Here is a 25,638-nt window from a genome sequence, read left to right as displayed (position 1 = left end):
ACGCCGTCGTTATCCACAAGGCGCACCGGCCCGGAGCCGCCCCCTCGGGGCGCGGCCATAATGGGGGCATGCCCGAGAACCCGACCTCGCGCAGCCGGATGCTCGCTCCCGCCGAAGCGGCCGAGCTGCTCGGCGTGTCCGTTGCGGAGGTCCTCGAGCTCGTGCACGCCGCGCAGCTGCGGGGCGTGCGAGTCGGCTCGCCGGCGCGGTGGCGCATCGAGGCCGGGAGCGTCGAGCGTTATCTCGACGACCGGGTCGAGGAGGCCCGCCGCATGGCGCTGTGGCGCCAGTCCAACGAGGCCAGCTTCCCCGAGCTGTGGGGGACGGGCGTCATCCGCGATTCGGACTGACGTCTTCAGCGGGAGGACGCGCCCGCTCCCAGCCGCACCCACGCGATCGCCTCGAAGGGGACGATGCGGTGTCCGCTCACGTCGTCCGCACGGCGCGGCGTTCCGGGCTCGTGCAGCGCGAGGTCCAGATGGTCGACGCCGGCGCGGTCGATCGTCCCCGTGAGCGTCCGGCCGTGCACCAGATGCAGAGACACCGCGACCCGGCGCCGGACGAGGTCGCGCAGGGCGAAGCCGAGCGTCATGCGCTCCGACAGGGTCGAACGCGAGGGAAGCGGTCGTGCGGTGCGCAGGAGGTCGGGATGCGGCATCCCGATCGACATGATGCCGGCGAGGGGCGCGATCACCGCCCCCGAGCGCGACGAGGCGGGCTCGAGTGCCGCCCAGTCCGCGCCGAGGCCCGTGACCTCGGCGACGAGGATCGTGCCGTCGCGCAGCTCGACCGAGACGGGGGCCGCGCCGCGCTCGCGGTCGATCAGCGCCGCAAGCCGGTCGCGCAGCGGCACCCGCGACAGCCGCAGGCGCTCGGCCTCGCTGTCCAGTGCGGCGCGCTCCGCCTCCCACTCCGACGCGAGCTGATCCTCGAGGTCGTCGAAGAAGCGGTCCCAGCGCACCTCGTGAGACTAGGGCATCGCCGCGTCGCCGCCGCCCGGCCATCCACAGCGGCGGGCGCGACGGCAGCCTGGACGCGCTGCACCGACCGGCGACGCGAGGGTTATCCACAGGCACTCCGATGAGACTTTGATGAGAGAGCGGAATGTGCTGTAATTTCCGCCAGATCGTCCCCCCGACGAGATTTCGTTTCCCGAGATAGGCCACTGATGGCGATGATGCCTGCAGTCCGTCCGCGCAGCGCCGCCGACGCCGCATACGAGCTGTCCGACTTCTTCGCTCCGCAGCGCACGTCCGCCGCGGAGCTTCCCGACCCGGAGCCGTTTCTGCACAACCTCACACGGGGCGTCCTGGAGGTCTTCTCCGGCACGCGCGAGGTGGAGCAGCTGGCCCGCTGGGTGACCGAGGACGCGTTCCGGAAGCTGGTCGTGCGGTCCAATCTCTCGGCTCGCGCGCGCAGCGCGCGAGGCGTTCCCGCCAAGCGCCCCGTGCACTCGATCCTGTCGGTGCATCACTCCGCTCCGGCCGACGGCGTCGTCGAGGCGGTCGTGATCGTCGCCGGGCCCGCACGGACCCGCGCCGTCGCCGTCCGGCTGGAGGGCATGGACGGGCGCTGGCGCGCGACGTCGCTCGCCCTTCTGTAGGCCGGACGAGCCGGCGGCGGGCCGACCCCAGCGTCGTGGCGGCCCGCTCGTCCGTTCGTCCTATTCGCCAGCGTCCTCGTCGATCAGCTCGAGCAGCTTCTTGAGCGCGTCGCGGATCTCGGTGTGGTCGTACTGGCCCGCACGGCTCTCGCCCGCGATGACGCCTCCTCGGTGCACCTTGCGGAAGTCGCCGAAGGGGAAGGAGTACGCACCCTTGGTCTCCGCGTTCTCGCTCTTGTCGATGCCGAGATGCCAGTGCGAGTACCGGGTCCAGCCCTCGCGCTCGATGAATCCGTTCTCCTCGTCCGCGGTCGGTGCGGCTTCCGACCAGTCGTCGCGCTGGTCGCGCACGACCTTGCCGTCGCGGATCAGGGCGCGTGCGTGCTTCAGTGCCGGTCTGTTCAGCTCGATGGACATACCGCCACGGTAGGACCGGTGCCCGTGGCCCGCGAGGGCTTGACGATCTCCGCCCCCTCCCCGTGCCGGCGGAGTCTTCGGCGGTCCGGGCCGGGCCACTCCCCCGCGTCAGTGCGACGTCACTGCTTGTACGACGCGAGGAAATTGCCGAGGCGCTCGACGGCCTCGGAGAGGACGCGCGCCTCGGGAAGCGTGACGATGCGGAGGTGATCGGGCGTCGCCCAGTTGAACCCCGTGCCGGGAACGAGGAGGACGTGCTCGGAGAGGAGGAAGTCGAGCACGAGCTTCTGGTCGTCGTGGATGTCGTGGATCTCCGGATCCAGGCGCGGAAAGGCGTACAGGGCGCCCTGGGGCCTGACGCACGACACACCGGGGATCGCTTCGAGCCCCTCCCATGCGGCGTCGCGCTGCTCGTGCAGGCGTCCGCTGGGCGCGATGAGCGCATCGATCGACTGGACGCCCGAGAGCGCAGCCTGGACGGCGTGCTGGGCCGGCACGTTGGGACACAGACGCGTCGAGGCGAGGAGCGTGATGCCCTCGAGGAAGCCGGAGGCGTGCTCGCGCGGCCCCGTGATGACGAGCCAGCCGGAGCGGTATCCCGCCACTCGGTACGTCTTCGAGAGCCCGTTGAAGGTGAGGCAGAGCAGGTCGGGGGCCACCGAAGCCATCGGGATGTGCCGCGCGTCGTCGAACAGGATGCGGTCGTAGATCTCGTCCGCCAGCACGAGGAGCGAGTGCTCACGAGCGATCTCCGCGATGCCCTCGAGCACCTCCCGCGTGTACACGGCGCCGGTGGGGTTGTTCGGATTGATGACGACGATCGCCTTCGTCCGAGGCGTCACCTTCGAGCGGATGTCCTCCAGATCCGGCTGCCAGCCGTTCCCCTCGTCGCAGACGTAGTGCACCGGCGTACCGTCGCCGAGGCTCGTCATGGCCGTCCACAGCGGATAGTCCGGAGCGGGGATGAGGACTTCGTCGCCCTCGTCGAGGAGCGCCTGCATCGTCATGGTGATGAGCTCGGAGACGCCGTTGCCGAGGTAGACGTGGTCGGGGTCGACACGCGGAAAGTCCGGCTCCTCCTCGTAGCGGTACACGACGGCCCGGCGGGCCGAGGCGATACCGCGGCTGTCGGAGTAGCCGTGCGCGTGCGGCATCGCCTCGATCATGTCGCGCACGATCTGGAACGGCGCCTCGAATCCGAATGCCGCGGGATTGCCGGTGTTGAGCTTGAGGATCGTGTGACCCTCCGACTCCAGCCTGTCCGCCTCCACGAGCGCCTGTCCGCGGATCTCGTACAGGACGTTCTTCAGCTTGCTCGACTGGTCGAGCGTACGCAGCGGCAGGGTCTTGCTCATCGGTTCAGGATATCCGGGGCTCCTCCGGGCCAACGGACCACGGCTGGCCTCCGCGCCGAGCGCGAGGCCGCGGCATCCGTCCTTCATATGGCCCATACCGTCGCTCGGCGGCACGGCAGACGACAGACCGCGCCAACCGAACGTCCGGCGCGACGAAACGCCCCGGCCCTCCGAGGAGAGCCGGGGCGTTCACGCGGGGCCGCTGTCGTGCGAGCTACTTCTTCTTCTCGGCGGCGCGGCGCTGCGAGCGGTTCTGCGGCGCGGGGGACGGGGCATCCGTCCGCTGCCCGAACGCACCCCGCGGCGCCTCGCGCGTCGCAGTCTGCGTCTGGGCGGCCGCGGCGGACGGGCCGGATCCGGATGCCGCGGCGGCCGCAGCGGCCTGCCGCAGGCGGTTGGTCGCCGACTGCTGCACCTGCCCGCGATCGTTGCGCACCTCGACCTCGCCGGCGTCGTTCGCTGCGGAGTACTCCAGCCGCTGCCCCTCGATCGGGGTCGCGCCCAGGCCCTTCGCGTCGACCTCGGTCTCGCCCTCGGCGCGGCGCACCTCGACCTCGAGGTTGTAGAGGTAGCCGACCGACTCCTCCTTGATCTGCCCCATCATCGCCTGGAACATCTGGTAGCCCTCGCGCTGATACTCGATGAGCGGGTCGCGCTGGGCCATGGCGCGCAGGCCGATGCCGTCCTTGAGGTAGTCCATCTCGTAGAGGTGGTCGCGCCAGCGACGGTCGAGCACCTGGAGCACGACCCGGCGCTCGAGTTCGCGCATGGCGGCCTCGCCGAGGCTCTCCTCGCGGTTCTGATACGCGATCCGCGCGTCCGAGAGCAGCTCGCGCTTGAGGCCGTCGGGCGTGATCCGTCCCTTCGTGCCTGCCTCGGCCACGACCTCGTCGATGGTGACGCTCACGGGGTAGAGCGTCTTGAGCTCGGTCCAGAGGGCGTCGAAGTCCCAGCTCTCGGTGTGGCCGGTCGAGGTGTGGTCGTCGATGACGGCCTCGATGGCGTCTTCGATGAAGTGCTGCACGCGGTCGGCGATGTCATCGCCCTGCAGGATATGACGGCGGTCGCTGTAGATCGCCTCGCGCTGGCGGTTCAGGACGTCGTCGTACTTGAGCACGTTCTTGCGGATCTCGGCGTTGCGCGACTCGACCTGCGACTGCGCGCTCTTGATGGCGCGGGACACCATCGACGACTCGATCGCGACGTCGTCGGGGAAGTTCGTGCGAGCGAGGATCGCTTCGGCGGCGCCGGACTGGAAGAGGCGCATGAGGTCGTCGGTCAGCGAGAGGTAGAAGCGGCTCTCGCCCGGGTCTCCCTGTCGTCCCGAGCGTCCGCGCAGCTGGTTGTCGATGCGGCGCGACTCGTGGCGCTCCGTCCCGAGCACGTAGAGACCGCCGGCCTCGACGACCTTCGAGCCCTCTTCGGCGACCCGGTCGCGCGTCCCCTCGTAGACGGCATCCCATTCGGCCTCGTACTCGTCAGGCGTCTCGACGGGGTCGAGCCCCTTCGCCTTCATCTCCTGCACGGCGAGGAACTCGGCGTTCCCGCCGAGCATGATGTCGGTTCCGCGACCGGCCATGTTCGTGGCGACCGTGACCGCGCCGAGGCGGCCGGCGCGGGCCACGATCTCGGCCTCGCGCGCGTGGTTCTTCGCATTGAGGACCTCGTGCTTGATCCCCTTCTTCGCCAGCAGGCGGGAGAGGTACTCGCTCTTCTCGACGCTGACGGTGCCGACGAGCACGGGCTGTCCCGTCTCGTGACGACGGGCGATGTCCTCGACGACCTGCGCGAACTTCGCCTGCTCGTTCTTGTAGACCAGGTCGGGCTGATCCTTGCGGATCATCGGCCGGTTCGTCGGGATGGTCACGACGCCGAGCTGATACGTCGACATGAACTCGGCGGCCTCGGTCTCGGCCGTTCCGGTCATACCGGCGAGCTTGTCGTAGAGACGGAAGTAGTTCTGCAGCGTCACCGTCGCGAGGGTCTGGTTCTCGGCCTTGACCGGAACGTTCTCCTTGGCCTCGATGGCCTGGTGGATGCCCTCGTTGTAGCGGCGGCCCACGAGGATGCGGCCGGTGTGCTCGTCCACGATCATCACCTCGTCGTTCATCACGACGTAGTCGGTGTCGCGCTTGAACAGCGCGAGCGCCTTGATCGAGTTGTTGAGGAAGGAGATGAGCGGGGTGTTCGCCGACTCGTAGAGGTTCTCGATGCCGAGGTAGTCCTCGACCTTCTCGATGCCGGGCTCGAGGACGCCGATCGTGCGCTTCTTCTCGTCGACCTCGTAGTCGACGCCGACCTCGAGCGTCTTGGCGATCTTCGCGAACTCCATGAACCAGCGGTTCGCCTCGCCCGACGACGGGCCTGAGATGATGAGGGGCGTCCGCGCCTCGTCGATGAGGATCGAGTCGACCTCGTCGACGATCGCGTAGAAGTGACCGCGCTGCACGAGGTCCTCCTTGCGCCACGCCATGTTGTCGCGCAGGTAGTCGAAGCCGAACTCGTTGTTCGTGCCGTACGTGATGTCGGCGCTGTACTGCTCGCGGCGGACCGCGGGGGTCTGTCCGGCGAGGATCGTGCCGGTCGTCATGCCGAGCGCGCGATAGATGCGGCCCATGAGCTCGGACTGGTAGCCCGCGAGGAAGTCGTTCACTGTGACGACGTGGACGCCCTTGCCCGCGATCGCGTTCAGGTACACCGGGAAGGCGCCCGTGAGGGTCTTGCCCTCACCGGTCTTCATCTCGGCGATGTTGCCGAGGTGCAGCGCCGCACCGCCCATGATCTGCACGTCGTACGGACGCTGGCCGAGCGTGCGCTTGGCCGCCTCCCGGACGGCCGCGAAGGCCTCGGGCATGAGCTGGTCGAGCGTGGCGCCCGCCTCGAAGCGGGCGCGCAGCTCGACGGTCTCGTTGCGCAGCTCCTCGTCGGTCAGCTGGGCGTAGTCCTCCTCGAGGGCGTTGACAGCCTTCACGACCTGCTGAAGCCGCCGGAGGATGCGGCCCTCGCCGGCGCGAAGCAGTTTCTCGAGAGGATTGGCCACTTCAGTGTCTCCATCTGTCGGGTCCGGTGCCGTTCGGCACCGGTGCCGCCGGGCGCCCCAGCGCCCAGGCATATCTGCCCATGTTATCCGTCTGTGACCTTGAAGGGTGCTGTGGATGCCGCGGCCCGGCCGCCGGCATCCCCATCGTGGACCGCACGGCGAGGCATCCGTCACCGGACCGCGTCGTCTGCCTATGCTCGGCAACTGCATACCCGGTATGCAGAAGGAGTTGCCATGTCGGTGCGTCAGAGTCTGCTCGCGATCCTCGATCAGGGCCCCTGCTACGGCTACCAGCTGCGCGCCGAGTTCGACCGCCGCACAGGTTCGACCTGGCCGCTCAACGCCGGGCAGATCTACAACACCCTCGACCGCCTCGAGCGCGACGGCCTCGCCGAGAACGCCGGCGCCGACGAGCACGGACATGTCTACTGGCGCATCACCGATGCCGGCCGCGCCGAGGTGAAGCGCTGGCTCGACTCCCCTGTCCAGCGCCCCGCCGCCACCCGGGACGAGCTCGCGATCAAGCTCGCCGTCGCCGCGACCCTCCCGGGGATCGAGGTCGCCGAGGTGATCCGCGCCCAACGGCGCGCGTCCGTCGCGCAGCTGCGCCGGCTCGCCGACAAGCAGGCGGGTGCGACGGGAGAGGATGCCGAGGCCCTCGCCGGCGCACTCGTGGTCGACGCGATGATCTCCGCGGCGGAGGCGGAGCTGCGCTGGCTCGATCGCGCCGAGGAGCGCCTGGCGAAGCACCCGACCCGGACGACGGCGCTGGCGCTGTCCACCGAGCGACCCAGGCGCGGCCGGCCCGCGCGCGCCGAGGCATCCGCCGCCGCCCTGCACTGATGACCGCGCCCGTCCGCTCCCACGCCCGGCGTCCTGTGCTCTGCGCCGGGATGGTCCTACGCTCGGCGGCATGGACGCACATTCCACCGCACGCGTCGCGGCTCTCGCCGAGGCGCTCGGCGCCGGAGCGGACGACGTCTCCGTCTGCCGTCGGTCTCTGCCGGTCGTCTGGGACGAGACCCGCGACTGGCTCATGATCTCGCTCCCCAGTGGCCTGTGGAGCGGGTGGGAGCGGATCGACGGCGCGGGAGGACCGAAGCGGCTCATGGGACGGCTTCGTCCGTGGCGGGCCGTCCCCCCGCTCATCGCCGAGACGGCGACTCTGTTCTCCAGCGAGCTGGATCGGACGCTCACCGAGATCCGCATGGAGGTCCCGGCGCTCGGAGAGGGGGAGATCGGGCTGCTGGCGCACTATGCCGAGACGGGCGCCGCGCCCGGAGATGCGGAGGTGCTGAGCTTCATCCGCTCCTGCCTCCACCGTCGTGGCTCCGCGGTCTGAGCGGAGCGGCACCCGTGCACCACGGAGGGTACTTGCGGCGGACGCTCAGCCCCTCCCGGCGGGGCCGCCGCGCCGCGACCGTAGGATCGATGCATGTCCGGATTCTGGGGAAGGCGCAAGCGCGATCGTGAGGAGCTCGAGGCGCAGGACGCCGACCTCGCACGGCGCGCGCGAACGGCGATCGTCGAGGCGGACGAGCGCATCCGGCTCACCACCGACGAGCTCGTCTTCGCGGAGGCGGAGCTGGGGCCCGACGCCACGAAGGACCTGCGCGACGCCCTCGACGCCGTCCGCCGGCATCTCGGCGAGGCGTTCCACCTCAACCAGCTCAATCACGACGAGATCCCCGACACCCCCGAAGAGCTGCGCACGCGCAACGCGCGCATCGTGCAGCTCTGCGACTGGGCAGAAGAGCTCCTCGACGACCGCACGGAAGCGCTCGCGGAGCGCATCGCGCGTGTGCGGCGCGCGCCCGAGATCATCGCGGGGGTCCGTCGGGATGCCGCGGCCCTCCGCCAGCAGCTTGCGCCGGCCCGCGAGACCCTCGGCCGGCTGACCGCCCGCTACTCCGCCGACGCCCTGCGCCGGATCGAGGCGAACCCCGCCGAGGCCGAGCAGCTCCTCGGCTTCGCCGAGCACAGCGCCGGGGTCTCGGAGCGGCGCCGCGAAGCCGGCCAGCGCGAGCAGGCCAATCTGGCGCTCGAGGCCTCGACCGAGGCCGTGCGCCGCGCGGGGACGCTTCTGGAGGCCGTGGAGACGTTCGAGGTCGAAGCACTCCGCGCCGAGTCGATCCTCGCCGCCGTCGTAGAGGACTCGCGCGGCGACCTCGTCGCGGCGCGGGACGCTCCGCAGGTGCCGGCCGTGCACCAGGCGGTCCGCGAGCTCGAAGCGGCGCTCGCCGCGCTCCCGGCCGCCGGGGTGAACACCGACCCGTTCTCGCAGCTCACGCGGCTTCGCGAGGCGAACTCGGGACTGGATGCCGCGATCGCCGCCGCCCGCGAGCGCGAGGCGCACCCCGTCCCCGACTTCACCCACGTCCGGAACGCGATCGACGACGCCGACCGGCAGCTCGCCGTCGCGCGAGACGTCATCGCCGGGCATCGCGGATGGATCGGCGCCGATGCGCGCACCCGTCTCGCGGAGGCCGAGCGCCTGCGGCTGGACCTCGACCGATATCTCGGCGCCTCGGCTGCGACCATCACGGCCATCCCCGAGGACCAGCGCGAGCAGGCGCTCGCCGTCGCCCGGCGATCGGCGTTCCTCGCGAGCGAGGGCCTCCAGCTCGCCCAGCGCGACATCGAGGCGTACCGCCCGCAGGGGTGGGGCGAACCCGGCTACGGCGCGTGGGGAGGTCAGCCGCAGGGCTGGGGCGGACGCCGAGGCGGCGGCGCGGGCGACCTCATGGGCGGCATCATGGGCGGGCTCGTGATCGGCAGCATCCTCGACGGCATCTTCGACTGACGCCGGATCCGACCGGATGAAAGGAGAGGGGATGCCGCGACCCGCGGCATCCCCTCTCCTTCCGTCGTGTGCGCTACGACGCGAGCTCCGCGGGAGCGGCCTGCGTGCTGAGCGAGATCACGCCGTAGTCCCAGCCCTTGCGGCGGTAGACGACGCTCGGGTTGTCGCTGCGGGCGTCGATGAAGAGGAAGAAGTCGTGGCCGACGAGCTCCATCCGGTCGACGGCCTCCTCGACGGTCATCCACTCGGCCTCGAAGTGCTTCGTGCGGATGACGACGGGCGTGTAGCCCTCCTCCTCCTCGTTCCCGGTGACGATGGGGATCTCGCCGGTCGCGACGGCTCGGATGACGTCGACGGATGCCGGCTGCAGATCGATCCCCTGGAGGGCGCCGCTCTCCTTCTCGAACTTTGCGCCACGCGGGTGGTTGCGGGAGTCGACCCGCTTGTCCTTGGCCCGCCGGAGCTGTTCGCACAGCTTGTCGACGGCGAGGTCGAGAGCGGCGAACTTGTCGCCGTCGACGGCTTCAGCGCGGACGATCGGGCCCTTGCCCGTCAGAGTCAGCTCAACGGTCGAGTCCTCTATCCGACCGTTGTGATACGCGCGGTGTGTGACCTTGACCTCGACACGCTGAGCGCGCGGAGCAAGGTGCTCGATCCGGGTGGCCTTCTCTTCGACGACCGAGCGGAAGCGATCCGTGATCCCCACTCCCACGCCGACGATGCTGGTTTCCATCCTTGACCTCCTTGTTCCGGTCCACCCGGCCAAGGGCGGACCTTCAGTCGCCTTGTCACCCCCACGGTAGCCGCGCGCTCCCGGCCTGTCACCTGTCATTTCCCGTGCGTCACCTGGAAGTGACGAGGCGGGGCGTGCTGGCCGCGGTCGCACATCCCACCACGTCGGCGCCCGCCTCCCGGAGGACCCGCACGCCCTCGAGAAGGGTCGCGCCCGTCGTCACGACGTCGTCGACGACGACGACCCTGGCGCCCCTCGCGCGCGAGCGCGCGGCGAAGGATCCGGCGACGTTGCGTGCCCGCTCGCTCCGCCCGAGGCCGCGCTGATCCGCCGTGCGGCGAGCGGACACCAGGAGCCGCTCCACCCGCAGCCCCGCCCGCCTCGCGACAAGGTCGGGGACGCGATAGCCCCGGCGACGGAACGCCGCGCGCGACGTCGGCACGGGGACGACGACGACGGGATCACCGGCGCCCGCGGCAGCCCGCACCGCAGCGGCGAGGGCGGGCGCGAGGGCGCGGGCCAGGCCCATGCGTCCGTCCTGCTTGAGGGCACGGATGACACGAGCCGGCGGTCCCTCGAATCCGACGCCGCTCCACACGGCCACGCCGTCGATGAGCCGACGCCGCACGCGCGGGGCCAGGGAGATGCGGCACTCTTCGCAGAGGAGCGTTTCGGGCGCGTCGCAGCCCGAGCAGTCGACCGGGAGCACGAGTGCGAGCGCGTCGGAGAGGGCTCTTGCGACGGTGAGAAGGAGAGGAGGCATGCCGCCGAGGATCCCACCAGGGTTCCGGCATCCCCCGTCCGGACGAAGGGAAGTGGAGAACGGCGGCCACTCCGCGGCCGGGGAGGAGACGATTCGCCGGTTACTGCGGCGTGCCCTGCTGCGTCGCGAGCACCAGGATGCCGGCGCCCGTCTGCGGCCACGTCGATCCGCGCTTGGAGTACAGCGCGCCGTCGGCGGCTCGCACCCGCAGGGTGCCCTGGTTGCCGCCGGCGAGCTGCGCGGCACCCGAGGGCGCTGCGGTGACGGAGGCGGGGCCGCCGACCGTCAGCTCGACGACCTCGGGCTCGGCCCCGACTCCCGAGAGCACGCCGACCGTGATGTCGTCCAGCCAGGCCACCGACGCGGACTCGCTGGACAGCGACCCGAGGGCGACCGGCTCGCCGAGCCCGGAGGGGGTGCCGTCGGCACTGCGGATGACGCCCGAGATCCATACGGCGGATCGTCCGCCGGAGGTCACGACCGCGGCCAGCCGGGTGCCGTCGCGGGAGATCGCCATCGAGCTCACGCGGGTCGCCTCGGGCCACGCATTGGCGATCGGCGACTGCTCGCTTCCCGCTGAGAAGGCGACGAGGCTGCTCGGATCATCGCGCCGAACGCTCCAGCTGTAGCCGGAGGGATCGGCGGTGGGTTCGACGAGGCCGGGTCGGGTGTCGAACTCGAGCACATCGCCGTTGGCCTGCACCCGCACGTTCGAGCCGGTCGTCACCTGCACCGCCGCGAAATCGCGATCGGGCGCGACCTGGATGGCGACCGAGTCGACCTGCGTCATCGCGTTGGTGAGGCCGTCGATGGGGTCGATCTCGTCGCCGTTGAGGAACCCGAACCCGTTCTCCGTCTGCACCGCCGCGAGGGAGCTCACCCGCGTGGACCGGGTGGCGACGGGCTGGACGTCCAGCGGCGTGGCCCCGGCCGTCATGGCCACCGAGGAGACGCCCGCCACCGATCCGAGACTCGCCTCGAGCTGCGCCTGCATGCGGGACTGGATGTCGGGACTGAGGTCCGCCGCGGCGGCGTCCAGCTCCACCTGGGCCACGCCGTCGCTGTCGACCGGCACGGAGGGACGCACCGACACCGACTCCGGGAAGGCGGTGGCGACGGATGCCGCGAGCCACGTCGCGGGCGGCCCGTCGATGAGGGCGTCGGTGACGTAGGTGGCCGCGTTGGTGCGCGGGAACCAGCGCACATCCGGCACGAGGTACTTCCACGTCGGGTCGAAGTACATGAGGGAGTACCGCTGGAAGACGCTCGAGAACTGCGACATGTCGAGGACGAGTCCGTCGGGCGCCTCGGTGATGCGCCATTCTCCGTCCGACTGCACGGCGAGGCGGAAGTCGAGCTTCGTCGGCTCGCCCGCGCTCGGCTCGTAGGCACCGAGCTCGTCGACATCCGCGACATGGCTGAGGGTGAGAGATACCTGGTCCTCAGCGGTGGACGAGTAGATGCGGTCGCCCGGCTCATCGATCGTGACCCGTGCCGTCGGGTCCCAGTCCGTGCCCGGCGCGAGGTACTCCTTCGCGACCGACCACTGCCCGTCCTTGCCCGGCCCCGTCCCGGCCCGGATGAACCCGTCGACGATCTCCTCGGGGGTGGCACCCGGCTGCGGGCTGTCGGGGCGGAAGGCGAAGTCCGGCTCGCCCGCCTCGGCACCCGCCTCGAGACCGGGCGTGACGGGGCCGGCGGTGGGCAGGCCCGCGCACCCCGCGAGCGCCAGCAGAAGCGCTCCCAGAGCCGCGGCGAGGCCGCGCCGGGGACTCACGACACCCCTCCACGGGTCGGAGCGGGGCCGACGACCCCGGGAGGCGCCTCGGGCGCCACCGCGCGCGAGTCGGGCGGCGCGGGAGCGGCGGGGACGACGATCGGCTCGGTGCGACCGAACTCCTCGACCGTCTCGTCGATCGGCTCCAGGCGGATGGGAGACGTGCCGGTGAAGGGCGCCGACGTGCGCGGCAGAGTGAGGACGAAGTGCGAGCCGCGGCCGAGCTCGGACCACACCGCGAGCTCGCCCCCGTGGAGGCGCGCATCGCCCAGCGCGATGGACAGCCCCAGGCCGGTTCCCCCGATCGTGCGGGTCCGGGAGGGATCGGCGCGCCAGAACCGGTCGAAGACGTGCTCGACCTCTTCGGAACGCATGCCGAGGCCGAAGTCCCGGACGCCGAGGGCCACCGCCTGCTGGTTGCTGTCCACCGTCACCACGATGGGTCGCCCCTCGCCGTGCTCGATGGCGTTGCCGAGCAGGTTCCGCACGATGCGGCGCACGCGGCGGGGGTCCATGTCGACCGGGGAGTACCCGCCCGGGGCGACGAGGCGCACGTCCGTGCCGTGCTGCTCGGCGAGCTGGTGCATCGACGCGATGACGTCCTCGGCGAGGTGGGCGAGGCTCGTCGGCTCGAGCTCGAGCTGGACCGACCCCGCGTCGTAGCGGCTGATCTCGAGGAGATCGGTCAAGAGCGTCTCGAAGCGCTGCACCTGGGCGTTGAGCAGCTCGGCCGCGCGGGCCGTCGCCGGGTCGAACTCGTCGCGCTGGTCGTTGATCATGTCGGCAGCCAGGCGGATCGTCGTGAGCGGCGTGCGCAGCTCGTGGGAGACGTCCGAGACGAAGCGCTGCTGCACGAGCGAGAGGTCGGCGAGCTCCTTGATCTGCGACTCGATGCTGTCGGCCATCGCGTTGAACGAGCGTCCGAGCGTGGCCAGCTCGTCCTCGCCCTTCACGGGAAGCCGCACGGTGAGCTCGCCCGCCGCGAGACGGGCGCTCGTATCGGCCGCCTCGCCGATGGGGGTCGTGACCGAGCGCAGGACGAACCACGCGATGCCGCCGATGATGACGATGAGGGCCACGCCGACGACCCAGAGGACGCCCTGCACGAAGGCGAGCGTCTGGTCGGCGCTGCCGAGGTCGTAGGCGAAGTAGAGCTCGTACGCCCCCACCTCGGGGACGAGCAGCTGCTGCCCCACCACGATCCCGGGCATCGTCCCGCCGTCGGTCGAGGCCAGGGCGACGGACTGCCACCACTGGGGTGCGGCGTTGGTGCGCACCGCGGCCCTCATCCCCTCGGTGACGAGGGACTCGTCGAAGCCGCCGACCGTGAAGTCCTGCGGCGCCTGCGGAGCCGTGCGGTCGATCCGGGACGCCGAGATCATGTCGGTCGAGGACTGCTGGACGAGCGTCGTGTAGACGCTGTTCATGAGGCTCTGCAGCTGCGCGCTGTCGGCGCCCTGGACATTCGCCGTGTCGAGCGTCTCCTGTGCGGCCGTCGTCGCCCGGCGGGCGTCGCTCAGCGCCTGGTCCCGCCGTGTCACGAAGAGGTCGTTCTGGATGAACAGGGCCATCAGCACGCACGCGATGAGCACGGCGACGGCCGTGAGGCCCAGGGTGACGACGACGATCCGGAACCGCAGCGACCGACGCCACAGCGCGGCCATCGTGTCCGGCCAGGATCGCCAGTCGCGCCACCCCGCCGAGGCGCGGCGCGGCGTCGGAACCGGGCCGGTCGGCGCCGCCGTCACCGTCGCCTCACACCACCGCGCCGGCCCGGTAACCCACGCCGCGGACCGTCGTGACGATCTTCGGGTTGTCGGGGTCGAGCTCGACCTTCGCGCGCAGGCGCTGCACGTGGACGTTCACCAGCCGCGTGTCGGCCTTGTAGTGATAGCCCCACACCTGCTCCAGCAGCATCTCCCTCGAGAAGACCTGCTGCGGCTTCGAGGCGAGGGCGACGAGCAGCTCGAACTCCAGCGGGGTCAGGGCGATCGGCGACTCGCCGCGGCGCACTTCGTGGGCCGCGACGTCCACGGTCAGGTCGCCGATCCGCAGCGTGTCGTTCGACGGCTGGGACGTGGGGCGCAGTCGCGTGCGGATGCGCGCGACGAGCTCCTTCGGGTTGAAGGGCTTGACGATGTAGTCGTCGGCCCCGGACTCGAGACCCTTCACCACGTCGGCGGTGTCGGTTCGCGCGGTGAGCATGATGATCGGGATGCCGCTCTCCTGCCGGATCCGCGTGCACACCTCGATGCCGTCGATCCCCGGCAGCATGAGGTCCAGCAGCACGAGGTCGGGGCGCTCCGACCGCCACGCGTCGACCGCCTTCGCGCCGTCCGCGCAGAAGACCGTGTCGAAGCCCTCCGTGCGCAGCACGATGCCGATCATCTCGGCGAGAGCGGTGTCGTCGTCGACCACCAGGATGCGTGAAGTCATCGCGCGCGTTTCGTCCTTCTGTCCGGCGCCGGGGGGCGCTGCGGTGGATGCCCGCTCCTCCCCATGGCGCACTGGGAGAAAGAGTAGTCGACCCCGCCTGAGCGGAGCGTCGGCACCCGCCGCACAACGGCCGAGAGGCGCGGGGCGCGGAGCAGTCGATGTGACACGATAGGGATCTGCCCGGCGACCCCGCGGCCCCCGCGGCGAGGGCACGAGGAGGAGCTGTGACCGCGTACCCGGCATGGACGCCTGCGTCGCGCCCGGGGATCATCCCGCTGCACCCGCTGACGTTCGGCACGATCCTCGGTCGCTCGTTCGCCGCGCTGCGTCAGAACCCCAGAGTGCTGCTGGGCTTCGCACTGTGCGTGCAGGCTGTCGCGTACATCGTCGTGATCCTCGCCGTCGGCGCGGTCGCCGTCGCGTCGTTCTCCCGCCTCGACACGCTCCAGCCCGGCACGGACGACTACGAGGCGGTGCTCGCGGGCTCGGTCGCCGTCACGGTCGTGGTCGGCATCGTGCTCGGACTCGCGGCGGGAGCCCTCGGCGTCCTCGTGCAGGGCGTCGTCGTCACCGAGGTCGCCCACGCCGCGGTGGCCGAGAAGCTGCCGCTGGGCCGGCTGTGGCTCAGGGTCAAGCCCGTCGCCTGGCGGCTTCTGGCATACGCGTTCCTCGTGCTGCTCGTCATCGTGGCGGCCGTCGCCGTCGCGGGGTTCGCGATCTTCGGCCTCGGCTCCGTCGCTCCGCCCGCCGCGGCGGGACTCGGCATCCTTCTCGTGCTGGCCGCCATCCCGCTGGTGTGGTGGCTCATGGTCAAGCTCGTGCTCGTTCCGTCGGCGATCATCCTCGAGCGGGCGACGATCGGCGACGCCGTCGGCCGGTCGTGGCGGCTCACCCGCGGGCGCTTCTGGTCGACGCTCGGGATCCTGCTGCTGCTGAGCCTCATCTTCGGCGGCATAGCCCAGGTCGTCAGCATCCCGTTCTCCTTCCTGTCCGTCGCGATGTCGACCGTCATCACGCCGACCGGTGATCCGCGGGTGGGCGAGATCATCGCGCTCATCGCGGGCGGCCTGCTGTCCCAGGCCGTCGTCGTCCTGATCCAGGCCGTCGCGACCGTCGTGCAGGCCACCGCGACCGGCCTCATCTACATCGACTGCCGTATGCGTCACGAGGGTCTCGACCTCGATCTGCTCGCGTATGTCGAGCGCCGGGATGCCGGGGCCGTGGGCCTCCCCGACCCCTATCTCGAACACATCGGGCGCGTCCTGGCGCCCCGCCCCGCCGGATACGCGCCGGCATACGCGCCCTTCCCGGCCGGTCCCGGCACCATGCCGTTCGCGGCGGCTCCCGCCCCGGGGACGGCGGACCCCGACCCGTACCGGAGCGGTGCCCGGCACCCGGCCCCGGCGCCCGCCTACCCCGCGTACCCGGCCCCGCCGCCCGCCTACGCCGCCTATCCGCCGCCGCCCGCCTCCGCCCCGTACCCGCCGCCGCCCGTCTCTGCCGCGTATCCGCCGCCGCCCGCCGGCGCGTTCCCCCCTCCGCCCCCCGCGCGTCACCCGCAGCCGGACCCGCAGCAGCGCGCGGCTACGGCGCCCGACGAGGCGCGGTCCGCGCCGCCGAGCGCGCCCGCGCAGCCGACCGACGGCACCGACCGCGAGTCGCCGTGGGCCTGACCGGTTCGATCGTCCGCCTGGCGGACTCCGTCCCGCCACTGACCCCGGACGGAGACGAGGCTCGGCGCTGGGCGGAGGAGGAGCTCTCGAAGCCGGTGTACGCGGAGGCGCAGCCGACCCTCTTCGACCGCATCGCGCGCGCGATCGCCGACTTCGTCGAGCGCCTCTTCGCCACGCAGCTGGACGGCCCGTGGGGATCGGCGGCCGCGATCATCGCCGTCCTCGTCGTAGTCGTCCTCCTCGTCGCGGCCTTCCTCGTGTGGGGACGTCCGCGCGCAACGTCGCGCTCGCGCGCCGCCGTCGCCGAGCTCTTCGGCGAGCCGGAGAGCCGTTCCGCGGCCGAGCTGCGAGCCGATGCGGAGAGCCGCGCCGCCCGGAAGGAGTGGGACGCCGCTGTCGTCCTGCGCTTCCGGGCCCTCGCGCGCGGACTCGTCGAGCGCGGAGCCGTCGAGAATCCGCCCGGCGCCACGGTCCACGCGTTCGCGCGCAGCGCGGGGCGCGTCTTCCCCGCATCGGCCGAAGCGCTCGAGGATGCCGCCGCCGGCTTCGACGACGTCCGGTACCTCCGCCGGCCGGGGAACGAGGAGCTCTACCGCCGCGTCGCGGCTGTCGACGAGGTCGTCGCGCGCAGCCGGCCGCGGGACCTCGAGCAGCTGGGAGCCGGGCGATGACCGTGGCCGCAGCGTCCGTCGGCACAGCCGACGGGCCGGCGCCCGAGACTCGGAGCCGCCGGCGCGGGGCCCTCGGCTGGATCGTCATCGCCGTCGTGATCCTCCTCGTCGGCGGGGTGGGCGCGGCCCTCGCGGGCCTGTCGCAGTGGGCGGCGCGCGGGGTCCTCGACCCGGAGTCGGCGGGGCCGGACGGCGCGCGCGCCCTCGTCGAGGTCCTGCGGGAGCACGGCGTCGAGGTCGTCGTCGCCCGGGACCGCTCCTCCGCTCGAGACGCGGCCCTCGCGCGGGACGCGACCCTCGTCCTTCCCGACACCCCCGCCCTGTCGGACGGCGCTGTCCGAGACCTCGCCGCCGCCGCCGCCGACGTCGTCCTCATCGATCCGCGGTCGCGGACGCTGCGGCTCCTCCTGCCCGGCGCCCGAGCCGCGGGCTTCGGCGCCGGCGAGCGCGTCCAGCCGCGCTGCGACCTCGGCGACGCCGAGCGCGCCGGCGCCGTGCTCCCGGGAGCGGTGTTCGCCACGACCTCCGACGACGTCACCTGCTACCCGTCCGGCGACGGCTGGGGCCTCGTCGTCTCCGATGACGGCACGCGCCGCGTCAGCGCGGTCGACGGGCGGACGCTCTTCGTGAACGAGTCCCTCGCCGAGAACGGCAACGCGGCGCTCGGGATCAACCTTCTCGGGCGTCACCCGATCGTCGTCTGGTACGCGCCCGCCCCCGGAGACACCGACCTCACCAGCGGCGACCCCTCGCTCGGCGAGCTCACACCGCCGTGGGTGAGCCCCATGATCGTCCTCCTGCTCGTCTCCGCCGTCGCCGCGGGGGTCTGGCGCGGCCGCCGGTTCGGGCCGCTCGTGCCCGAGCGCCTGCCCGTGACGGTGCGGGTCTCCGAGACGACCGAGGGCCGGGCGCGCCTGTACGCGCGCTCCCGCGACGCCGTCCACGCGGCCGATCAGCTGCGGCTGTCGGCTCTCGTGCGGCTCGCCCGGATCCTGGGACTCGGCCCCGCGGCCGGCGCGGACGAGATCGCGGATGCCGCGGCCGGCCGCCTCGGCTGGGACCGCGGCGCGGTGCGAGGCATCCTGATCGATGATCTGCCCCGGAACGACGCACAGCTCGTCGCGCTCCGCGACCGGCTCCGCCATCTCGAGGAGGCGGTCGCGCAGACCGTCCGCCCGGAAAGGAACGCTCCATGACCGACGCCACCCGGATGCAGGAGCACACGCTCGCGCCCGATCAGCTCCGCGACGCGATGAACCGGCTGCGGCTCGAAGTCGGCAAGGCCGTCGTCGGACAGGACGGCACGATCACGGGCCTGCTCATCGCGCTCCTCTCCCGCGGCCACGTGCTGCTGGAGGGCGTGCCGGGCGTGGCGAAGACGCTCCTCGTCCGCGCATTCGCGACGGCGCTGGGCCTGGACACGAAGCGGATCCAGTTCACGCCCGACCTCATGCCCGGCGACGTCTCGGGCTCGCTCGTCTACGACGCGAAGACCGGCGAGTTCGACTTCCGCGAGGGCCCGGTCTTCACGAACATCCTGCTCGCCGACGAGATCAACCGGACACCGCCGAAGACGCAGGCCGCGCTCCTGGAGGCGATGGAGGAGCGGCAGGTCTCGACCGACGGCGTCACGCGGCCGCTTCCCGACCCGTTCCTCGTCGCCGCGACGCAGAACCCCATCGAGCACGAGGGCACGTACACGCTGCCCGAGGCTCAGCTCGACCGGTTCCTCCTCAAGCTCCTCGTCGAGGTGCCGGCGCGCGACGCCGAGCTCGCGGTGCTGCGGCGCCACGCGAGCGGCTTCGACCCCCGCGACCTCGGCGCCGCCGGTCTCGGACAGGTCGTGTCGCCCTCGGAGATCCGCGCGGCGCAGCGGGCCGCGGCATCCGTCACCGTCGCCGACGACGTGCTCGGCTATGTCGTCGACCTCGCGCAGGCCACGCGCCGAAGCCCGTCGGTGCAGCTCGGAGTGAGTCCCCGCGCAGCGACGGCGCTGCTCGCCGCGTCCAAGGCGTGGGCGTGGCTGGGCGGCTACCCCGCCATCACGCCGGACCACGTGCAGACGATGATCGTGCCGACGTGGCGGCACCGCATCAGGCTGCGGCCCGATGCCGAGCTCGAGGGCGTGTCGGTGGATGCGGTCCTGGCCTCCGTGGTCCAGCAGACCCGCGTCCCGATCTGACGCGCTCCGGCGATGTACCTGACCGGCCGCTCCCCTCTCCTCGTCGCCCTCGGCGCGGTGCCCGTCGTGCTGCTCGCGGCCGCCGGATTCGACGCGTGGGCGACGGCGGCGGGATGGGTGCTGCTGTGCCTCGTCGCGGCGGTGGCGGATGCCGCGGCCGCACCCTCGCCGCGGGCCCTCCGCCTCGAGCGGCGGGTCCCGGCTCGGGCCCTCCTCGGGCAGCGCGTCGAGACGGAGCTCGTGATCGCGAACGCCGGCGAGCGGCGGGTCCGCGGGCTCGTCCGGGACGCGTGGCAGCCGACGGCGGGCGCCCCGCTCGCACGTCTGCCGCTCGACGTCCCCGCGGGCGAGCGGCGTCGGCTCGTCGTCCCGCTTCTCCCCCGCCGTCGCGGCGAGCTGCGCAGCGAGTTCGTCGTGGTCCGCTCCGTCGGCCCGCTCGGCCTCGCGGGTCGGCAGCGCCGCATCGACGATCGGGGCGCCCTGCGGGTGCTCCCGCCCTTCACCGCGCGTCGGCATCTGCCGTCGCGGCTCGCGCGCCTGCGTGAACTCGACGGGTCGACGAGCGTGCAGGTGCGCGGCCAGGGCACGGAGTTCGACAGCCTGCGCGAGTACGTCCGCGGCGACGACGTCCGCTCGATCGACTGGCGCGCGACGGCGCGCTCGAGCACCACGATGCTCCGCACATGGCGGCCGGAGCGCGACCGTCACGTCGTGATCGTCATCGACACGGGAAGGACGGCGGCGGCCCGGGTGGGGGACGGCGCGCGCCTGGACGCCGCGATGGAGGCCGCACTGCTCCTCGCCGCACTCGCGGCGCGCGCGGGCGATCACGTCCACCTCCTCATGTTCGACCGCGTGATCCGAGCGCGCGTGACACGCGTGGACGGCCCCGCGCTGCTGCCCGCGCTCGTCGACGCCATGGCGGGCGTCGAGCCGCAGCTCATCGACACGGACTGGGACGCCGCCTTCGCTCAGATTCGCGCGCTCACCTCGCGCCCCGCTCTCGTCGTGCTCCTCACGGCGCAGGACGCGCCCGATGCCGCCCGCGGCTTCCTGGGCTCCCTTCCCGCCCTCGCCCAGCGCACGCACGTGCTCGTCGGGACGGTCACGACCGAGCCGCTTCCCGGCGAACCGCGGCCGGACGCCGCAGACGTCTACCGGGAGGCGGCAGCGGCGCGCACCGAGCGGGACGCGGCATCCGTCGCCGGCGCGATCGCCCGCGCGGGTGCGGAGGCGATCGCCGACGACCCCGACGGCCTGCCGCCCCGGATCGCCGACCGGTACCTCGCGCTGAAGGCGGCGGGCCGGCTCTGAGAACCGCGGCGGGCCGTGCGTTCCGCCGTGTGACGGCACCCCGCACCGCTTCCCTGGGAGTCCGCTGAACATGCCCTATGCTCCCAGCGGGCGGCCGTTCCGCCGCCGCAATGCTAAGGAGACCTCATGAGCGATCCGCGCCCGGAAAAGCCGGTCGATCCGACCCCCATCGACCACACTCCCGGTGCCGCCGACCCGCGGCCGGACGAGCCCGTCCCGCCGACACCGCTGACGCACACGCCGGTCGCGCCGTCGACCGCCGCGACCCTCACGGCCGAGGGGTTCGGCACCTTCCTCCTCGTGCTCGGCGTCATCGGCACGGCCCTGTTCGCCGCGAACTTCGGCGCGAGCGACAACGGCACCTCGCTCGGCGTGGGATTCCTCGGCGTCTCGCTCGCCGTCGGGCTCACCGTCGTGGCCGGCGCCTATGCCTTCGGCCCCATCTCGGGCGGCCACTTCAACCCCGCCGTGACGCTCGGCCTCGCCGCCGCGGGCCGCTTCCCGTGGCGCGACGTGCTCGGCTACATCATCGCCCAGGTCATCGGCGGTCTCGTCGCGACGACCGTCATCGTGCTGATCGGCCTGTCCAACCCCGACAACTGGCTGACGAACGCCCAGGACAGCGGCTTCGCCAGCAACGGCTTCGGGGATGCCTCGCCCGGAGGCTTCGGGATCCTCGGCGCGATCGTGGTGGAGGTCCTGTTCACGGCCCTCTTCGTCATCGTGATCCTCGGCGTGACGCACTCCACGCGCGGCAACCCCGTCTTCGCGGGCCTCGTGATCGGCCTCACGCTGACGCTCATCCACCTCGCGACCATCCCGATCGACAACACGTCGGTGAACCCCGCGCGCTCGATCGCGACCGCGGTGTACGGCGGCCCGACTGCGCTTGCGCAGCTGTGGGTGTTCATCGTGTTCCCGATCCTCGGCGGGCTCATCGCCGGGTTCGCTTACCGCGCGCTGTTCGACGGCACCAAGCGAACCTGACGGCGCGGCCTGGAAGGGGCTCGGTCGCTGCGGCGGCCGGGCCCTTCTCATCCGCCGGCCGCTTCTTCCCTCGGCCGCCTCTTCCCTCGGCCGCCTCGGCCTCAGCCGGCTCGGCCTCAGCCGGCCACGAGGGTCGGCGTGCCCGTCTCGTACTCCGTGAGGTCGCCCGTCTCGCCGAGCCGGTGCGCTCGGCCCCCGACGAAGATCATGTAGAAGAGGAAGGCCCCGAGAGCCGCGGCGCCGATGCCGATCTTCACCGGCCACGGCCACGGCTGGGCCGTGACGAAGCCTTCGATCGCGCCCGAGACGGCGAGCGCGAGGATCAGGCCGATCGCGATCGTGGCGAGCGATCGGCCCGCCGAGGCGAGCGCCTCGCGGCGCGTGCGGCGGCCCGGTGCGACCCACGCCCAGAAGATGTGCAGGCCCGCCGCCCCCGCGACGAAGATGCTCGTCAGCTCCAGCAGGCCGTGAGGGAGGATGAACAGCAGGAAGACGTCGCCGCGTCCGTAGGCGATCATGACGGCCGCGGCCGTCCCGACGCCGATCGCGTTCTGCATCAGCATGTACACCGGCCAGATCCCGGTGATGCCGAACAGGACGCACTGCGCCGCGATCCAGGCGTTGTTCGTCCAGACGGTGCCCGCGAAGACCGCGGCCGGATTCTCGCTGTAGTACCCGGTGAACGCTTCCTCCGCGTAGTACGACAGCTGCGCGTCGCTGCCGAGCGTCGCGACGAGCGCCGCGTCGCCGGAGATCCACAACGCCACGACGACGCCCACGACGAGGAAGGCGATCGCGACGACGAGCGTCGTCCAGCGCACGCGATAGAGCGCCGCCGGCAGCTGCAGGGCGAAGAAGCGCGGGATCTGCCGGAGCACGTTCTCCGGCCCGCCGGTCAGCCGCAGCCGCGCCCGGGCGAGCATCGTCGAGACATGATCGCCCTGCGACGTGCGTCCGGCGGACGTCTTGATCTCGGCCAGGTCCGCCGAGGCGGCGCGATACCGGGCGACGAGCTCGTCGACCTCGGCGCCCGTGAGCGACCGGGATCGGCTCAGCTCGTCGAGCCTCGACCACTCCGCGCGCCGCGCGGCCGTGAGCGCATCGAGGTCCATTTGGTTTACTTTACGCATGAGCGCCCTGCCGCCCCCCACCGTGGTCGACATCCGACAGGACGAGATCCTCACGGGCGAGGCGGTCGCCCTCGATGTCCAGCCGATCGGCTACTTCCTGCGGGCGCTCGGGCTCGTGATCGACGTGCTGCTGGCGCTTGCGGTCCTCCTCCTCTTCTCGCTCGTCAGCACCTGGCTCCTCGGGCAGAGCCTCCTCGACGCGAGCGTGTCGCCCATCCTCGCGGTGGTCGCCGTCGTCCTCGTCACGGTCGTCCTGCCGACCGTCGTCGAGACGGCGACGCGGGGGCGCAGCCTCGGCAAGCTGGCCGCCGGAGGACGCATCGTCCGGGCCGACGGGGGGGCCTCGGGGTTCCGCCAGGCGTTCATCCGCGCGCTGGTCGGCGTCTTCGAGATCTGGCTGACAGCCGGCGCCGTCGCCGCGATCGTCGGCGCCTTCACGCCCCGGGCAGAGCGCCTCGGCGACCTTCTGGCCGGGACCTACTCCGAGCGGACCCGGACGCCTCCCCTTCCGGCGCCGGCCCCCGGCATCCCGTACCCGCTCGTCGGCTGGGCGCAGGTGGCGGACGTCGCGCGCCTTCCCGACCGGCTCGCGCGGCGCACGGCGCAGTTCGTCTCGCACGCGGACGCCATGGAGCCCGCCGCTCGCGCGCGGGTCGCGGCATCCCTCGCCCAGGAGGCCGCGCAGCACGTGTCACCCGTGCCGCCGGTCGATCCCGAGCTGTTCGTGCGGGGCGTCGTGGCGGTCCGCCGCGACCGGGAGCTGCGCGCACTCGGCCTGGAGGCTCAGCGGGTCGCCGCCCTCACGCAGGGTCGGAGCGGCGCGATCCGCGGCTTCCCCGTGCGCTGACCACGGTCGCGCGCCGATGGGTCGCGCCCCGGGTGCGAGTCGAGTGCCGGCGGGGCTCGATCCGGCGACGAGACCTCGACCCGCCGGAGGCTCAGCGGAGGGAAGCGCCCGTCAGTACCGGTAGTGGTCGAGCTTGTAGGGGCCGTCCACCGGCACGCCGAGGTAGGCCGACTGCTCTGCCGAGAGCTCGGTGAGCTCGACCCCGAGCGCCGCGAGGTGCAGGCGCGCGACCTTCTCATCGAGCGTCTTCGGCAGCGTGTAGACGCCGAGCGGGTAGTCCTCGCGCCGGGTGTAGAGCTCGAGCTGGGCGAGCACCTGGTTCGAGAACGAGGCGCTCATGACGAACGACGGATGCCCCGTCGCGTTGCCGAGGTTCATCAGGCGTCCCTCGCTCAGCACGAGCACGCTCCGGCCGTTCGGCAGGCGCCACTCGTGCACCTGTGGCTTGATCTCGACCTTCTCGACCCCCGGGATCGCTGCGAGTCCGGCCATGTCGATCTCGTCGTCGAAGTGGCCGACGTTGCCGACGATCGCCAGGTGCTTGAGCCCGAGGAGGTGCTCCGCCGTGACCACCCGCGTGTTGCCCGTACCTGTGATGACGATGTCGACCTGGTCGAGAACCGACTCGAGCCGGGCGACCTGGAAGCCGTCCATCGCGGCCTGCAGCGCGCAGATGGGGTCGACCTCGCCGACGATCACGCGCGCGCCCTGGCCGCGCAGCGCCTCGGCCGAGCCCTTCCCCACATCGCCGTACCCCGCGACGAAGGCGACCTTGCCGCCGATGAGCACGTCGGTGGCGCGGTTGATGCCGTCGGGCAGCGAATGGCGGATGCCGTAGGTGTTGTCGAACTTCGACTTCGTCACGGAGTCGTTGACGTTGATGGCGGGGAAGAGCAGATCTCCGGATGCCGCGAGGTCGTACAGGCGGTGGACGCCGGTCGTCGTCTCCTCCGTCACGCCGATCAGCTCTCGGGCCATGCGCGTGAAGCGCTGGGGATCGCGGGCGAGGCTCGCGCGCAGCGTGTCGAGGATGATGCGGTACTCCTCCGAGGCGCCGGCCTCGGCATCCGGAACAGCGCCGGTCTTCTCGAACTCGACGCCCTTGTGGACGAGCAGCGTCGCGTCGCCGCCGTCGTCGAGGATCAGGTTGGGACCGTCGAAGCCCTCGGCCGACCAGTCGAAGATGCGATCGGTGCAGCGCCAGTACTCCTCGAGCGTCTCGCCCTTCCACGCGAAGACGGGGACGCCCGCGGGTGCCTCGACCGTGCCGGTCGGACCGACGGCGATCGCCGCGGCAGCCTCGTCCTGCGTCGAGAAGATATTGCAGCTCGCCCAGCGCACCTGCGCGCCCAGGGCGACGAGCGTCTCGATGAGCACGGCCGTCTGGACGGTCATGTGGAGCGAGCCGGCGATCCGCGCGCCCTTCAGCGGCTGCGTCGGTCCGAACTCCTCGCGCAGCGCCATGAGACCCGGCATCTCGTTCTCGGCGAGGCGGATCTGGTGCCGCCCCGCCTCGGCGAGCGAGAGGTCGGCGACATCGAAGTCGAGAGCGTGCCCTTCGACCAGCTCAGGGGTCGAGGGTCCTTCAACGGGCTCGGGGACCGTGGGAGCGGCGGTGGTGGTGGGCATCCATCCATTGTCCCACGACGAATCGGGGCGCAAGCCGGGTGTCAGACGCGCAGCGTCTGGTGCCGCACGACGACCCACCCCTTGGGCACCGAGAGTCGGTCGGTGTGGATCGCGCAGAGGTCGTGGGCATGCGGATCCCCGCCCCGCCCGAGCGGCCCGAGGGCGGCCATCTGGTCGCCGTAGTCGTACGTGAGGGTCGAGACCGCCTCGCGGGCGCATCCCACCTTGGAGCAGAGTCTCTCGCGCATCGCTGTCGACCCTATCCAGGGCCGCCGGCG

Annotated in this window: 24 protein-coding genes; 12 read left to right on the top strand and 12 right to left on the bottom strand. The window is 72.0% G+C overall.

The genetic code is table 11. From position 1 onward, the window contains the following. The first annotated feature begins 68 nt into the window (after window positions 1-68). On the top strand, window positions 69-350 hold the full coding sequence (locus EV279_RS14240; protein WP_208109571.1) for a helix-turn-helix domain-containing protein: 282 nt from the start codon (window positions 69-71) through the stop codon (window positions 348-350). A 5-nt stretch (window positions 351-355) separates the two neighbouring features. Here EV279_RS14240 and EV279_RS14235 read toward each other — a convergent pair whose 3' ends face one another. Beyond that, complete coding sequence (locus EV279_RS14235) at window positions 356-961, bottom strand: hypothetical protein (RefSeq protein WP_133545123.1); 606 nt, start codon at window positions 959-961, stop codon at window positions 356-358. Window positions 962-1,174: 213 nt separating this feature from the next. Here EV279_RS14235 and EV279_RS14230 point away from each other — a divergent pair, with 213 nt between their 5' ends. Next, window positions 1,175-1,603, top strand: a complete 429-nt coding sequence (locus EV279_RS14230; RefSeq protein ID WP_243728631.1) for an Rv3235 family protein — start codon at window positions 1,175-1,177, stop codon at window positions 1,601-1,603. 60 nt (window positions 1,604-1,663) lie between these two features. Here the strand turns inward: EV279_RS14230 and EV279_RS14225 are convergent, their stop codons facing one another. From EV279_RS14225 to secA, 3 genes are all read right to left on the bottom strand, one after another. Next, the gene (locus EV279_RS14225; RefSeq protein ID WP_133545119.1) at window positions 1,664-2,020 is read right to left on the bottom strand and encodes a hypothetical protein; all 357 of its coding nucleotides are present in this window, start codon (window positions 2,018-2,020) and stop codon (window positions 1,664-1,666) included. A 119-nt stretch (window positions 2,021-2,139) separates the two neighbouring features. After that, window positions 2,140-3,363 carry a pyridoxal phosphate-dependent aminotransferase gene (locus EV279_RS14220; protein ID WP_133545573.1) on the bottom strand — a complete coding sequence of 408 codons (1,224 nt, stop codon included), beginning with the start codon at window positions 3,361-3,363 and terminating at the stop codon, window positions 2,140-2,142. 226 nt (window positions 3,364-3,589) lie between these two features. Beyond that, window positions 3,590-6,415 (bottom strand): preprotein translocase subunit SecA, encoded by a 2,826-nt coding sequence (gene secA, locus EV279_RS14215; protein WP_133545117.1) that lies wholly within the window; start codon window positions 6,413-6,415, stop codon window positions 3,590-3,592. Window positions 6,416-6,649: 234 nt separating this feature from the next. Between secA and EV279_RS14210 the strand changes: the two genes are divergently transcribed. From EV279_RS14210 to EV279_RS14200, 3 genes are all read left to right on the top strand, one after another. Beyond that, window positions 6,650-7,258: a PadR family transcriptional regulator gene (locus tag EV279_RS14210; protein ID WP_133545116.1), complete on the top strand. Its 609-nt coding sequence runs from the start codon at window positions 6,650-6,652 to the stop codon at window positions 7,256-7,258. A 70-nt stretch (window positions 7,259-7,328) separates the two neighbouring features. Further along, window positions 7,329-7,757, top strand: coding sequence for a hypothetical protein (locus EV279_RS14205; RefSeq protein WP_133545114.1), 429 nt, complete (start codon window positions 7,329-7,331; stop codon window positions 7,755-7,757). A gap of 93 nt (window positions 7,758-7,850) precedes the next feature. After that, entirely contained in the window at window positions 7,851-9,218 is a 1,368-nt protein-coding gene (locus EV279_RS14200; protein WP_133545112.1) for a hypothetical protein, read from the top strand. Window positions 9,219-9,291: 73 nt separating this feature from the next. On the opposite strand, the gene raiA is transcribed toward EV279_RS14200, so the two are convergent. The 5 genes from raiA to mtrA all read right to left on the bottom strand — a co-directional run bounded on the left by raiA (window position 9,292) and on the right by mtrA (window position 14,927). Next, a complete protein-coding gene (gene raiA / locus EV279_RS14195) occupies window positions 9,292-9,951 on the bottom strand; it encodes a ribosome-associated translation inhibitor RaiA (protein ID WP_133545110.1) in 660 nt (219 codons plus the stop codon). 109 nt (window positions 9,952-10,060) lie between these two features. Beyond that, window positions 10,061-10,714 (bottom strand): phosphoribosyltransferase family protein, encoded by a 654-nt coding sequence (locus EV279_RS14190; protein WP_133545108.1) that lies wholly within the window; start codon window positions 10,712-10,714, stop codon window positions 10,061-10,063. Between the two features lie 100 nt (window positions 10,715-10,814). Beyond that, window positions 10,815-12,491, bottom strand: a complete 1,677-nt coding sequence (locus tag EV279_RS14185; protein ID WP_133545106.1) for a GerMN domain-containing protein — start codon at window positions 12,489-12,491, stop codon at window positions 10,815-10,817. Beyond that, window positions 12,488-14,155, bottom strand: coding sequence for an MtrAB system histidine kinase MtrB (mtrB, locus tag EV279_RS14180; protein ID WP_133545571.1), 1,668 nt, complete (start codon window positions 14,153-14,155; stop codon window positions 12,488-12,490). Before mtrB ends, EV279_RS14185 begins: the two co-directional genes overlap by 4 nt. Window positions 14,156-14,246: 91 nt before the next feature. Next, a complete protein-coding gene (gene mtrA / locus EV279_RS14175) occupies window positions 14,247-14,927 on the bottom strand; it encodes an MtrAB system response regulator MtrA (RefSeq protein WP_133545104.1) in 681 nt (226 codons plus the stop codon). Window positions 14,928-15,151: 224 nt separating this feature from the next. Between mtrA and EV279_RS14170 the strand changes: the two genes are divergently transcribed. From EV279_RS14170 to aqpZ, 6 genes are all read left to right on the top strand, one after another. Continuing rightward, entirely contained in the window at window positions 15,152-16,600 is a 1,449-nt protein-coding gene (locus tag EV279_RS14170; protein ID WP_133545102.1) for a glycerophosphoryl diester phosphodiesterase membrane domain-containing protein, read from the top strand. Further along, window positions 16,591-17,271 (top strand): DUF4129 domain-containing protein, encoded by a 681-nt coding sequence (locus tag EV279_RS14165; RefSeq protein WP_133545100.1) that lies wholly within the window; start codon window positions 16,591-16,593, stop codon window positions 17,269-17,271. The genes EV279_RS14170 and EV279_RS14165 overlap by 10 nt, the downstream gene beginning before the upstream one ends. Further along, window positions 17,268-18,467, top strand: a complete 1,200-nt coding sequence (locus EV279_RS14160; protein WP_133545099.1) for a DUF4350 domain-containing protein — start codon at window positions 17,268-17,270, stop codon at window positions 18,465-18,467. The genes EV279_RS14165 and EV279_RS14160 overlap by 4 nt, the downstream gene beginning before the upstream one ends. Next, window positions 18,464-19,453 carry a MoxR family ATPase gene (locus EV279_RS14155; protein ID WP_243728630.1) on the top strand — a complete coding sequence of 330 codons (990 nt, stop codon included), beginning with the start codon at window positions 18,464-18,466 and terminating at the stop codon, window positions 19,451-19,453. Before EV279_RS14160 ends, EV279_RS14155 begins: the two co-directional genes overlap by 4 nt. Before the next feature lie 12 nt (window positions 19,454-19,465). Next, window positions 19,466-20,767 (top strand): DUF58 domain-containing protein, encoded by a 1,302-nt coding sequence (locus EV279_RS14150; RefSeq protein WP_133545097.1) that lies wholly within the window; start codon window positions 19,466-19,468, stop codon window positions 20,765-20,767. Window positions 20,768-20,893: 126 nt separating this feature from the next. Further along, a complete protein-coding gene (gene aqpZ / locus EV279_RS14145) occupies window positions 20,894-21,754 on the top strand; it encodes an aquaporin Z (protein ID WP_133545095.1) in 861 nt (286 codons plus the stop codon). A 116-nt stretch (window positions 21,755-21,870) separates the two neighbouring features. Here the strand turns inward: aqpZ and EV279_RS14140 are convergent, their stop codons facing one another. Beyond that, entirely contained in the window at window positions 21,871-22,866 is a 996-nt protein-coding gene (locus EV279_RS14140; protein WP_133545093.1) for a stage II sporulation protein M, read from the bottom strand. A gap of 16 nt (window positions 22,867-22,882) precedes the next feature. Between EV279_RS14140 and EV279_RS14135 the strand changes: the two genes are divergently transcribed. After that, on the top strand, window positions 22,883-23,731 hold the full coding sequence (locus EV279_RS14135) for an RDD family protein (RefSeq protein WP_133545091.1): 849 nt from the start codon (window positions 22,883-22,885) through the stop codon (window positions 23,729-23,731). 111 nt (window positions 23,732-23,842) lie between these two features. Here the strand turns inward: EV279_RS14135 and ahcY are convergent, their stop codons facing one another. Together ahcY and EV279_RS14125 are read right to left on the bottom strand one after the other, a co-directional pair. After that, window positions 23,843-25,360, bottom strand: a complete 1,518-nt coding sequence (ahcY, locus tag EV279_RS14130) for an adenosylhomocysteinase (protein WP_133545089.1) — start codon at window positions 25,358-25,360, stop codon at window positions 23,843-23,845. 41 nt (window positions 25,361-25,401) lie between these two features. Next, window positions 25,402-25,608 (bottom strand): DUF3499 family protein, encoded by a 207-nt coding sequence (locus EV279_RS14125; protein WP_133545087.1) that lies wholly within the window; start codon window positions 25,606-25,608, stop codon window positions 25,402-25,404. Window positions 25,609-25,638 lie beyond the last annotated feature (30 nt).

Origin of the sequence: Microbacterium sp. BK668, assembly GCF_004362195.1 — a bacterium.
Classification (GTDB): Bacteria; Actinomycetota; Actinomycetes; order Actinomycetales; family Microbacteriaceae; genus Microbacterium.
This window is presented reverse-complemented; position numbering and strand designations above follow the sequence as displayed.